The organism is Cellulomonas sp., from assembly GCF_017744555.1.
Taxonomy (GTDB): domain Bacteria; phylum Actinomycetota; class Actinomycetes; order Actinomycetales; family Cellulomonadaceae; genus Cellulomonas.
This window is the reverse complement of the sequence record NZ_JAGIBD010000001.1, coordinates 408,825-421,209: the sequence shown is the minus strand read 5'-3', so window position 1 is coordinate 421,209 and position 12,385 is coordinate 408,825. Positions and strand designations below refer to the sequence as shown.

The window sequence follows — 12,385 nt, the reverse complement described above, 5'->3', positions numbered from 1 at the left end:
GGGCGACGTACCAGGAGCCGTGTCAGTGGCCGACGGCCGCCGCGGCCTGCTCCGGGGTCGGTGCCCCCTGGTGGTGCGGCTTGACGCCCTTCATCGCGAGCGCGGACACCAGGCCGATCGCCAGGACGGCCACGGTGAGCAGCAGCGTCTGGCTCACGGCGGTCGACAGCCCGGTGTGCACGGCGTCGAGCGCGGCCTGCTGGATCTGCGCCGCGACGTCGGCCGGGACGCCCTCGGGCGTCGGGAACCCGCCCGCGCCACCGCCCGCGAGCGCGCCCTGGTCGACGTGCGCGAACGCGTCGAGGAACGGCTGGCGCGCCTGCTCGGGCAGCTGCGTCGCGGCGTCCTGCGCGGCGTTCGGGATCTCGATGCCGAGCCGTGAGGTGAGGATCGCGACGATCGCGGCCGAGCCGATGACGCCGCCGATCTGCCGGTTGGTGTTGAACGCGCCCGCGCCCGCACCCGCGTTGCGGTGGTCGAGCCCGGACGTCGCCAGGTTGGCGAGCGGCGAGAACAGGCAGCCGGTGCCGATGCCGAAGAAGCACATCGTGACGACGAGCTTCCAGACCTCGACGTCGGGGGTCGCGAGCACGGACAGCATCCAGACGACCCCGACGAGGATCGCGAAGCCGAGCGCGACGATCCACTTGCCCGGGACGCGGTCGGACGCGCGGCCCGCGAACGGCGCGACGACGCCGGACAGGAGCGAGCCGCCGAGCCCGACGAGCGCCGACTGCAGCGGGGTCATGCCCAGGGCGACCTGCAGGAAGATCGTGAACGGGAAGAAGATGCCGGTCATCGCGAACGTCACGGCCGCACCGGCGACGTTGGACAGCGAGAAGTTGCGGCTGTGGAACAGGCGCAGCGGCATGAGCGCGTCGTCCCCGCGGTGCCGCTGCCACAGCACGAACGCCACCAGGACCAGCAGTCCTGCCGCGATGACGCCCCACACGGTGATCGGGCCGCGGATGGTGCCCCAGTCGTACGTCGAGCCCTCCTGCAGCCCGAAGACGAACAGGAACATGCCGACGACCGAGAGGGCCACGCCGAGGCCGTCGAACGAGCGGTTCGCCGTCGGCAGCTTCGGGAGGTTGCGCAGCGCGAACACGAGCGCGACGACGCCGACGGGGATGTTGACGTAGAAGATCCACTCCCAGCCGATCGGCACGAGGATGCCGCCGAGCACCGGGCCGGTGATCGTCGCGACACCGGCGACGGCGCCCCACAGGCCCATCGCCGCGCCGCGCTTCTGCGGCGGGAAGACGCGCGTGATCATCGACATGGTCTGCGGCGTCATGAGCGCACCGCCGACGCCCTGCACGGCGCGCGCGACGATGAGCAGCTCGACCGTGCCGGACAGGCCGCACCACAGCGACGCGAGCGTGAAGATCACGAGGCCCGCGATGAAGACCGGCCGGGGCCCGAACTTGTCACCCATGCGCCCCGTGACGAGGAGCAGCACGGCGAACGTGAGCAGGTACGCGCTGTTGACCCAGCCGACCGCCGTGACGTCCGCGTCGAGGTCCTTCATGAGCGTGGGGACGGCGACGTTCACGATCGTGGTGTCGAGCATGATCATGAAGAAGCCGAGGCACAGCGGGGGCAGGACGCTCCACGGGCTGCGCCCGTGCAGGTCGACGAGCGCCCGTGGCTGCTCGGTGGTGGTCATGGGTCCTCCGGGGACGAAGCGGTGCGATGGGGATGTGAGATGCCGGTCAGGACAGGGCAGGCTCGGACGGGCAGACGCCGGCCGACTGCTGGGCGCGGTGCCGGGCCGCGCGGCGGGCCTCGACGAACTCGGCCGGGATGGGCTCGTCCCACGACAGCGTGCCGTCGCGGAGCTCGGTGAGCACGCGCTCGAGCCAGGTGACCTCGACGCGCATGACGTCGAGGTCGTGCTCGACGTCGAGCAGGTAGCGCCGGGGCAAACCCTCGGCGCGGATGGTCTCGTACGCCGAGCCGAGGTCCGTCAGGCGGGCTCGTTCGCGGTCGAGGCGGCGCTGGAGCTGCTGCTCGACGACGTCCCGCGGCAGGTCGGTCGCCTCGGCGAGGCCGACGGAGAACAGCGGGTACGCGGGGTGGTCGTCGCCGAGGAAGCTCGTGAGCCGGCGGGCGAACGCCGTCCGGCCCTGGTCGGTGAGGCGGTAGGTGGTGCGCTCGGGCCGGTTGCCGCTGCGGTCGGTGCCGACCACCTCGACGAGCCCCTCGCGCTCGAGGCGTTCGACCCCGTGGTAGACGGCGCCGAGCGTGATGCGGACGAGCCTCTCCTCGCCGCGCTCCACGAGGGTCTGGTGCAGCTGGTACGGGTGCATGGGCTGCTCGTGCAGGGTCGCCAGCAGCAGCACGGCGACCGCCGACAGCTCACCCATGGCCACGATCCACACCTCCGGTCTGATTATTCCGGCTGGAATATACGCCCCGGGCAGTCCGCCTGTCGAGACCGGTCCGTCCGGCGATAACGGTTTCGTCTCGCTCTGCGGCCCATCTGCGGAATCGCTCCCACACCACCTGGACGCTCACCTAGCATCGCCAGAGCCGCCACTCGCCGGTCGCACCCCCGGACACCTCCGGCCCGCCAGGCCGACCGTCCACCGGGCACGCCTGCGCTCGCCCGCGGCGCCCGACGACGACGCCGAGGAGACCCTGTGGGCTGGACGCTGCGCCTGCTGCGCCACCGCGCCGCCGCACAGAGCACGCTGCTCGTCGCCGTGCTCGCCGTCGCCGTCGTCGGCGCGACGCTGCTCGGGACGTTCGCGCTGCTCCTGCACGCGAGCGAGCACCGGGCGCTCGACGCCGCGCTCGACCAGACGCCGCCGTCCCGTACGTCGGTGGACGTCGCGCTCCACCTCGACGGCGAGGACCCGCGCACCGCGGTGGCCACCGCCGACGGGTTCCTGGACGACCTCCTGGGCGACGTCCCCGCGCAGCGGGACCGCTGGCTGGCGTCCCCGGTCTACCGGCTGCCCGGGCTCGCGAACCCCGCCCCGATGGCGTACCTCGCGTCCGGGCCGGAGGTCCCCGCGCACGCCGACCTCGTCGCCGGGCGGTGGCCCGACCGGGCGACGGACGCCGACGGCCGTGTCGAGGTGTCCGTCCCCCAGGTGGCCGCCCAGGCCTACGGGTGGTCGGTCGGGAGCGTGATCCGCCTCGGCGGCACCACCGCGGAGACGCCGCCGACCGTGGTCGTCGTCGGCGTGCACACGCTCACCGGCCCCGCGAGCCTCTGGTACCGCGACACGCTGCAGGGAGCGGAGCACGACCCCAGCTACCCCGTGCCGGGCAGCTTCGGGTCGGTCCGCACCGACGCCTGGGGACCGATGGTCGTGGTCCCCGACGTGCTCCTCGAGCCGCGCGGCCTCGGCAGCGCGCACGTCGTCGCGACACCGCACCTGAGCGACGCACCCGCCGGGGCGCTCGCCGGCCTGCGCACACGGCTCGTCGACGCCAGGCCGGCCCTCATCGAGGCCATGGGCAGCACCGTCACCGGGACGCGCTTCTCGAGCCTGCTCGACGCGACCGTCGACACCGCCGCGGGCGGCCTCGCCGTGACGCGCATCAGCCTCGTGATCGTCGGCCTCATGCTCGTCGTGCTCGCCGTCACCGTCCTGCTGCTCGCGGCCCGGCTCCTCGCCGAGCGCCGCGCGGCCGAGCAGACGCTCATGGCGTCCCGTGGCGCGTCCGGCCGGCAGATCCTGCGCCTGGCCGTGCTCGAGGCCGCCGGGGTCGCGCTCGTCACCGCCCTGGTCGCGCCGTGGCTCGCGGGCGCCGTGTACCAGGTCGTCACCCGCAGCGACGTCCTGCGCCGGGCGGGTCTGCACGACGACCTCGGTCACCCAGCCGTCCTGTGGGTCACGTGCGCCGTCGCGTCGGTGCTGCTCGCCGGGGTCCTGGTCGCTCCGCTGCTGCGGCGCCGCGGCAGCGTCGTCGACGCCGAGCAGCAGCTCGTCCGGCAGGACCGGCGCGGCACGCTCGCCCGGTCGGGGGCCGACGTCGCCGTCGTGGTGCTGGCCGGGCTCGGCGTGTGGCAGCTGCGCAGCTATCGCTCGCCCGTCCTGACCAGCACGGACCCCGAGCAGCTCGGCCGGGTCGACGTCGTGCTCGTCACCGCCCCCGCCCTGCTGCTGCTGGCGGGCGCCCTGCTCGCGCTGCGGCTGCTGCCCGTCCTTGCCGCGCTCGGGGAGCGCATCGCGGCGCACAGCCGCTCGCTCGTCGCGCCGCTCGCCGCGTGGGAGGTGGGCCGCCGGCCGAGCCGGGCCGCCGGCGCGGTCCTGCTGCTCACGCTCGCCGTCGCGGTCGGCTCGTTCTCGCAGGCGTTCCTCGCCACCTGGCGCACGTCGCAGCACGACCAGGCCGACCTGGTGGTCGGCACCGACGTGCGGCTCGAGCACCTCGACGGCGCCCCGTACCAGCAGGCCGCCGCGGTGACCGCCCTCGCCGACGTCGGTGCGGTCTCGCCCGTCCTCGAACGCTCGGTCGACCTGGGCTCCACCGACGACCGCGACTCGACCACCCACACCGTCGGGCTGCTGGCGGTCGACACCACGCACGCGGCGGACGTGCTGCGCGGCCGGGCGACACCGGACTGGCAGACGCTCGTGGCACCTCTCGTCCCCGAGGCGCCCGTCACCGGGATCGCGCTGCCGGGCACCGTCGCCTCGATCGACGTCCGGCTGCGGACCGACGCATTCCCGGCGTCCGTCGCCGGGTCGCTGCGGATGACGCTCGTGCTGCAGGACGCGCACGGCACGCGGACGCCGATCGAGCTGCGACCCGTCGACGTCCAAGGCGCCGACAAGGTCGCTACCGTGACGCTGCCCGAGCCGGCGGCGGGGCTGCAGCTCGTCGCGGTCGTGTCCGCCTTCGCGCCCGGGGAGTCGGAGGACTCGGGGTCCGGACCGGTGCCCGACTCCCCGACGGGCCGCGTCATCGTCACGCTGTCCGACCTGCACGTGCACCCGGCGCCGGTCGGCGGCTCCGACGACGAGCCCGCCCCGGTCGCCGTCCCGCTGACGGGCGGCCCGACCTGGGCCGGCCGGGCCGTCTCCGACGCGCAGTTCTCCCCGGCCACCACGCGCGTGCAGGAGTCCGCCGACGGCCTGAAGGTCTCGACGTCCGCCGACGTGCTGCAGCTGATGTTCGGCCAGGTCGCGTTCACCGTCGCGACCTTCGACCAGGACCGTCCCGTCCCGGTGCTGGCCACGGACACGCTGCTGAACGCGCTCGGCATCGCGGTCGGCGACGAGCTCACCCTCGACCTCGACGGCGGTACGGTCCACGCCCGCATCGAGCGGGAGGTGCCGTACCTGCCCGGGCAGCCCACCGGCGAGGGTCTGCTCGCCGACCGCGACACCCTCACACGCGCGGCGATCCTCGCCTCGCAGCCCGCGCCGCTGCTCGACGGCTGGTGGCTCGAGGCGCCCGACGAGCGGGTGGCTTCGGTCGTCGACGCCGCGACCGAGCAGGACCTCGGCGAGGCGTCGAGCCGGGTGGCCGCCAGGACGCTCGCGACCGAGGGACCGCTGCGCGTCGGCGTCCAGGCCGCGCTCGCGATCGTGACCGCGGCCGCCGTGGCGCTCGCGGTCGCCGGGTTCGCCATGAGCGCGACGGTGTCGGTGCGTACCCGCCGGCTCGAGCTCGCCCGTCTGCAGGCGCTCGGCGCCTCCCGGTCCGGCCTCGTGCGCGCGGTGCTCCTCGAGCACGGCATCCTCGGGGTGCTGGGCCTGGTGGCGGGGCTCGCGCTCGGCGCCTTGCTCGCCACCGTCGTCGGACCCCTCGTGACCGTCTCGGCCGCCGGGGCTCGGCCCGTGCCCTCGGTCGTCGTCGTGTGGCCGTGGCCCACCCAGCTGGCGCTCGTGGCCGTGCTCCTCGTGCTCGCCGGGACCGCGGTCGCCGTCACCACGTCGGCGCTGCTGCGTCGCGCGTCCGGCGCCCTTCTGCGTCTGGGAGACGAACGATGACCTCCACCGTCGGCCGCTCGCCCGCACCCGCGGCGTCCACCCGAGGCCGCGGCGCACGCCTGGGCACCTCCGTGCGCGCGACCGGTGGGGCGGCGTTCCTCGTCGCGCGGCGCCGCGCCCGCCAGGACGCCGGTCTGCTCGCCCTGGCCGCCGCGCTCCTCGCGGTCACGGTGCTGTTCTCGCTCGCCGTCCCGCGCCTCACGTCGAACGCGGCCGACGACGGGGTCCGCGAGGCCGTCGCGCTCGCCGGGCCTGCGGCCGACCTCACGGCCGAGCTGGGCCCCGTCGCCCGGAGCGCCGACGGTCGCCAGGACGACGCCGCACAGCTCGAGGCCAACGCCGCGTCCGACATGCGGCTGCGGCTGCCGGCGCCCCTGCGAGCGCGCACCGAGGCACCCGTGACGTCGGTGGCGACCCGGCTCACCGTCACCGAGATCGGCGCCGGTCGCTACGGCGCACGCCTGGTGCACGTGGGCACGACCGGCGGCGCGGGCGAGGCCGACCTGGTGACCTGGCTCTCCGGGGCTGCGCCGGACGCTCCGCCTGCCGGTGTCACGGGCGTGCTCGAGGTCGGCGTCTCCGAACCAGTCGCCACGCGGACCGGACTCGCGGTCGGGGACCGTTTCGAGGTGGCCGGCGCGACGAGCGGCGGCGTGCAGGCCGTGGTCACCGGCGTGTTCGCCCCGGTCGACCCGGGCGCGCCGGTGTGGGACGGCCAGGACGACGTCCTCGGGCCGCTGCCCGTCACGCCCTCCTCGCCGCTGGACGCCCGGGTCGGGTTCCTGGTGACCGACGAGTCGCTGCCCGACCTGCTGCTCGGCGTCTCCGTCCGCCGCCTCACGACGACCTACCGGTTCCCGGTGGTCGCCGACCGGTTCGACGCCCCGTCCACCCACGCCGTCGAGACGGCGCTGGCCCGCCTGTCCGCCGCGCCCGGCATGCTCACCGGCAGCGACGGCCGGACCCCGACCTTCCGCAGCACGCTCGAACCGGTGCTGCACGCGGTCGACGGCCGCCTCGCCGCGTCGCGCGCCCAGGTGTCGCTCCTGCTCGTCGGCCTCGCCACCGCCGGGGGGCTCGCGCTCGTGCTCGCCGCGCGGCTGCTCGTCCTGCGCCGCGAGCCGTTGTTGCTCGCCGAGCGCGCGCGGGGTGCGTCGGTCGCGTCGGTCGCGGTCCGGGCGCTCGCCGAGAGCGTGCCGCTCACCGCGGTCGCCGCCGCGGTCGGCGTCTCGGCTGCGCAGGCCCTCGTGCCCCAGGGCCGCGGCTCGTGGGCCGTCGCGACGCTCGTGGTGCTCGCTGCCGCACTCGCTCCCGCCGTCTGGTCCGCCCTGCTCGTGTCGCGCGCGTGGACCGGCAAGCGGCTCCCCGCGAACCGGGCGGACCGCGAGCGGCTCCTCGGCCGACGCCGCGCGCGCCGCGTCGTCGTCGAGCTCGCGCTCGTGGCCGTCGCCGCGGCCGCCCTGGTGTCCGTGCGCGGCCGCGGCCTCACACAGGCACGCACGGGCGACGTCGACCCGCTGCTCGCCGCGACCCCGGTGCTGCTCGCGGCGGCTGCCACGGTCGTCGCCGTGCGGCTCCTGCCTCCGCTGCTGCGCGGGATGTCACGGGCGGCCGCCCATCGTCGCGGCCTGGTGCCCGTCGTCGCGACCGCGCGCGCGGCACGCACCGCCGGGACCGCGGTGCCGCTGCTCACGCTCACGGTGTCGCTCGCGCTCGTGGTGTTCTGCGCGACGACGGCGGTGACCGTCCGCGGCGGCCAGTCGCTCGCGGCGGACGTCACGGTCGGCGCGCAGGTCCGGCTGGACGGCCCGCTCACGCCCGCGGACGTCCACGCGCTGCGCGCTGCACCCGGCGTGACGGCCGTGGCCGGCGCGGTCGAGCTGGGCCGTCGCACCCTCGGCGAGGACGCCGCGCTGTCCGTCCGGCTCGTCGCGGTCGACGCCGCGGACCTCGCCCGGGCCCGCGCCGCGCACGGGCTGCCGGTCCCGGACGGCCTGGCGACGCTCGGCGAGGGCGACGTCGTGCGCGTGCTCGCGACACCCCGCGCCGCCGCGGTCGCGTCGATGGTGACGGCGCAGGTCCGGGTCGTGGACCAGACCGTGCCGATCGACGTGGTCGGCACCATCGACCAGTTCCCGACCGTGCCCGGCGCGCTGCGCCCGACGGACGACGGCACGCCCGCCGCCGAACCCGTCGACCCGGACGAGGACCTCACCGTCCTCGCGGACTGGAGCCGCCTCGCGGCCACGTCGAGCGAGCCCCTGTCCGTCCAGACGATCTGGGTGGACGGCCCGGGAGCGGCGGCCGCCGTGCACGCCGCCGGCTACGACGTCACGACGGGGGTGACCGTCACCGAGCTGGACCGCTGGCTCACCGAGTGGCGCAGCTCGCCGTTCAACGCCGGGCTGCTCGCGCTGCTCGTCGCGACCGGCCTGGCACTGGCCGGGTACGCGGTCGTCGCGCTCGTGCTCACGGTCGTGGGGACGGCGCGGGAGCGCGCACGGACGGTCTCGGCGCTGCGCACGCAGGGCCTCGACGCCCGGACCGCGCGCGCCCTGACGTTCGGCGAGCTGGCGCCGCTGGCGGTGGCCGCCGTGGTCGCGGGGAGCGTCATCGGCGTCGGCGTGCCCTGGCTGCTGACCGGGGCGCTCGGGCTCGACGCGCTCGCGGGTGCGCCGGGTGCGGCACGGCTCCGGGTCGACTGGCTGCCGGTCGCGGGAGCCGCGCTCGTGGTGCTCGTCGCGCTCGTCGTGGCAGTGCTCGTGGAGTCGGCGGTGCGGCGCCGGGACCGGCTGGGTGAGGTGCTGAGGGTGGGCGAACGATGACGGGGAGGACGCGATGACCGTGACGGAGAGCCTCGGTGCGCTGGAGGAGCGGGCGCGCCGGCAGACGGGCACGTTCGGCGACGGTGCGCTGATCGTGTGCGACTCGCTCGTGCGGATCTACCAGTCGGAGGGCGTCGAGGTGCAGGCCCTGCAGGGCCTGGACCTGCTCGTGCAGTCCGGCGAGCTCGTCGCGATCGTCGGCGCGTCCGGGTCCGGCAAGTCGACGCTGCTCGCGGTGCTGTCCGGCCTTGACGTCCCGACGGCCGGCCGCGTGCGCGTGGGGCCGTGGGACCTCATGTCGATGACCGCGAAGCAGCGGGTCGACTACCGGCGCTCGATGGTCGGCTTCGTCTGGCAGCAGACGGCCCGCAACATCGTGCCGTACCTGACGTCGACCGAGAACGTGGCCTTCCCGATGGCGCTCGCGGGCATGAAGCGCCGCGCACGGGAGAAGCGCGCGGCCGACCTGCTCGACGTGCTCGGCGTCGGGTACTGCGCCGACCGGCGGCCCGCGCAGATGTCCGGCGGCGAGCAGCAGCGCGTCGCGATCGCCGTGGCGCTCGCCAACTCCCCCGAGGTGCTGTTCGCGGACGAGCCGACCGGCGAGCTCGACACCGCGACGTCGCACGACGTGCTCGAGGGCCTGCGCACCGTCAACCGCGAGCTCGGCACCACGGTCGTCGTCGTGACGCACGACGCGGGCGTCAGCGAGCACGTGCAGCGCACCGTGGCCATCCGCGACGGCCGCACGAGCTCCGAGGTGCTGCGCCGCACGCACACCGCGGAGGACGGGACGCAGAGCGTGGTCGCCGAGGAGTATGCGGTGCTCGACCGCGCCGGCCGCGTGCAGCTGCCGCGCGAGTACCGGCAGACGCTGGACCTCGTGGGACGGGTGCGGCTCGCGCTGGAGTCGTCGCACGTGTCCGTCTGGCCGGACCGCCCGATGCCGCAGCGTCCGCCCTCCGGCCACGGCGAGCACGGTCCGCACGGGCGCGCGCACGGCGAGCCCCCGACGCGCACCGGCCGGCACGCCGCGGTCCCCGCACCCACCACGGCGCCCACTACGACGCCTGGCACGACGTCCAGCACCACCGACGAGGAGGCGCCCCGATGACGAGCCCCACGACGGCCCCCGTGGTCACCGCGACCGCAGCGGGTGACGCGCTCGTCCGGGTCGAGCACGTGACCCGCACGTACGGCTCGGGCGCGACCGCCGTCCACGCGCTGCGCGACGTGTCGTTCACGATCGCCCCCGGCGAGCTCGTCGCGCTGGTCGGCCGGTCCGGGTCCGGCAAGACGACCCTCCTCAACGCGATCGGCGGCCTCGACAAGCCGGACGAGGGCCGGGTCGTCGTCGACGGGCGCGAGGTCTCCTCGCTCGACGAGCGCGGGCTCGTGGAGCTGCGGCGCGACGTCGTGTCGTTCGTGTTCCAGACGTTCGGCCTGGTCCCGGTGCTGTCGGCGGCCGAGAACGTCGGCGTCCCGCTCCGGCTCCGCCGCCTCCCGACGGCCGACCGTGAGGCCCGTGTCGCCCTGCTGCTCGACCTCGTCGGGCTCGGCGACCACGCGCAGCAGCGACCCGGCGAGATGTCGGGCGGTCAGCAGCAGCGCGTCGCGATCGCCCGCGCGCTCGCCAACTCACCCCGCCTGCTGGTCGCGGACGAGCCGACGGGCCAGCTCGACACCGAGACCGGCACCGCGGTCATGGCGCTGCTGCGTGCGGTCGTCGAGGCGGAGGGCATGACGGCGATCGTCTCGACGCACGACCCGCTCATGCTCGCGCTCGCGGACCGCGTGATCCGGCTCGCGGACGGTCAGCTGGTCGAGGCCTGAGACGTCGCTGCCTCGGACGTCGCACGCCTCAGACGTCGCACGCCTGAGACGACGCAGGGCCCCCGCGCCGAGACGCGAGGGCCCTGCGAGCGCGGCGGGAGTCAGACCTCGATGCCCTCCAGCAGCTCGGTGACGAGCGCGGCGACGGGCGACCGCTCCGACCGCGTGAGCGTCACGTGCGCGAACAGCGGGTGCCCCTTGAGCGCCTCGATGACCGCCGCGACGCCGTCGTGCCGGCCGACGCGCAGGTTGTCGCGCTGCGCGACGTCGTGCGTGAGGACCACGCGCGACGACTGCCCGATGCGGGACAGCACGGTGAGCAGCACGTTGCGCTCGAGCGACTGAGCCTCGTCGACGATGACGAACGCGTCGTGCAGCGACCGCCCACGGATGTGCGTGAGCGGGAGCACCTCGAGGATGTCCCGGTCGAGCACCTCCTCGACGACCTCCTTGCTGACGAGCGCGCCGAGCGTGTCGAACACGGCCTGCGCCCAGGGGTTCATCTTCTCGGCCTCGCTGCCAGGCAGGTAGCCGAGGTCCTGGCCGCCGACCGCGTACAGCGGCCGGAACACCATGACCTTGCGGTGCTGCCGCCGCTCGAGCACGGCCTCCAGCCCGGCGCACAGCGCGAGCGCCGACTTGCCGGTGCCGGCGCGGCCGCCGAGCGACACGATCCCGACCTCCTCGTCGAGCAGCAGGTCGATCGCGATCCGCTGCTCGGCGCTGCGGCCGTGCACGCCGAACACGTCCTGGTCGCCCCGCACGAGCTGGATGTGCTTGTCGGCCGTGACCCGGCCCAGCGCGGACCCGCGCGGGCTGTGCAGCACGAGGCCCGTGTGGCACGGCAGGTCGGTCGGGTCGCCCGCGCCGCCCGCCAACTGGTACCCGGGGTCGACGTCCGCGAGCGCGATCGACTCGTGCTCCCACAGGTCCGACATCTGCTGCTCGGTGAGGTCGAGCGCGTCCATCCCGGTCCACCCGGAGTCGACCGCGAGCTCGGCACGGTACTCCTCGGCCCGCAGGCCCACCGCGGACGCCTTGACGCGCATCGGCAGGTCCTTGGACACGACGGTGACGTCGCGCCCCTCGGCCGCGAGGTTCGCCGCGACGGCCAGGATGCGGGTGTCGTTGTCGCCGAGGCGGAAGCCCGCCGGCAGCACGGACGGGTCGGTGTGGTTGAGCTCGACGCGCAGGGTCCCGCCCAGGTCGCCGATCGGGAGCGCCGCGTCGAGGCGTCCGTGCTTGAGGCGCAGGTCGTCGAGCATCCGCAGGGCGGACCGCGCGAAGTACCCGAGCTCGGCGTGGTGCCGCTTGCCCTCGAGCTCGGTGATCACGACGACGGGCAGGACCACGTCGTGCTCGGCGAACCGCAGGATGGCCTTGGGGTCGGACAGGAGCACGGACGTGTCGAGGACGTAGGTGATGCGTCCGTCGGCGGTGCTGGGGTCGTCGCTGGGGACGGCGTCCGTGACGTGCTGTGCCTTGCTGACCACGGCAGGCTCCCTCCGGCGCTAGCTGCGCCGTTCAGGGCGCCTCACGTCGGCAGTCCGCGCAGGCGGGCCGGGGGATCCGACGATCGGCGACGGGACGGGGGCGGTCGGCCCCTCCGGTGCGAAGGGCCGGGTCCGGCCCTCCTCCCGGAGCGGATGCTCCATGGGCTGGCCTCCCGGGGACGGCGGTCGCCGTCCTCTAGGCGGAACGTAACCCCGGCCTCCGACATGCCCGCGCAGACACGCGCACTCGTCACGGGACGTTCACCTGGGTGATGCG

7 protein-coding genes are annotated in these 12,385 nt (G+C 75.2%); 4 read left to right on the top strand and 3 right to left on the bottom strand.

Going from position 1 to position 12,385, the window contains the following annotated elements:
* Positions 1-22: 22 nt before the first annotated feature.
* Together J7523_RS01895 and J7523_RS01890 are read right to left on the bottom strand one after the other, a co-directional pair.
* Complete coding sequence (locus J7523_RS01895; RefSeq protein WP_291881541.1) at positions 23-1,669, bottom strand: DHA2 family efflux MFS transporter permease subunit; 1,647 nt, start codon at positions 1,667-1,669, stop codon at positions 23-25.
* A 46-nt stretch (positions 1,670-1,715) separates the two neighbouring features.
* Complete coding sequence (locus J7523_RS01890; protein WP_291881662.1) at positions 1,716-2,369, bottom strand: PadR family transcriptional regulator; 654 nt, start codon at positions 2,367-2,369, stop codon at positions 1,716-1,718.
* Positions 2,370-2,645: 276 nt separating this feature from the next.
* Between J7523_RS01890 and J7523_RS01885 the strand changes: the two genes are divergently transcribed.
* The 4 genes from J7523_RS01885 to J7523_RS01870 are packed head-to-tail and all read left to right on the top strand — an operon-like array spanning position 2,646 to position 10,615.
* Positions 2,646-5,957, top strand: coding sequence for an FtsX-like permease family protein (locus tag J7523_RS01885; protein ID WP_291881539.1), 3,312 nt, complete (start codon positions 2,646-2,648; stop codon positions 5,955-5,957).
* Complete coding sequence (locus tag J7523_RS01880; RefSeq protein WP_291881537.1) at positions 5,954-8,782, top strand: FtsX-like permease family protein; 2,829 nt, start codon at positions 5,954-5,956, stop codon at positions 8,780-8,782. Before J7523_RS01885 ends, J7523_RS01880 begins: the two co-directional genes overlap by 4 nt.
* Before the next feature lie 13 nt (positions 8,783-8,795).
* Positions 8,796-9,896, top strand: a complete 1,101-nt coding sequence (locus J7523_RS01875) for an ABC transporter ATP-binding protein (protein ID WP_291881536.1) — start codon at positions 8,796-8,798, stop codon at positions 9,894-9,896.
* Positions 9,893-10,615, top strand: coding sequence for an ABC transporter ATP-binding protein (locus tag J7523_RS01870; protein ID WP_291881534.1), 723 nt, complete (start codon positions 9,893-9,895; stop codon positions 10,613-10,615). The genes J7523_RS01875 and J7523_RS01870 overlap by 4 nt, the downstream gene beginning before the upstream one ends.
* A 101-nt stretch (positions 10,616-10,716) precedes the next feature.
* On the opposite strand, the gene J7523_RS01865 is transcribed toward J7523_RS01870, so the two are convergent.
* A complete protein-coding gene (locus J7523_RS01865) occupies positions 10,717-12,039 on the bottom strand; it encodes a PhoH family protein (protein WP_291881660.1) in 1,323 nt (440 codons plus the stop codon).
* Positions 12,040-12,385 lie beyond the last annotated feature (346 nt).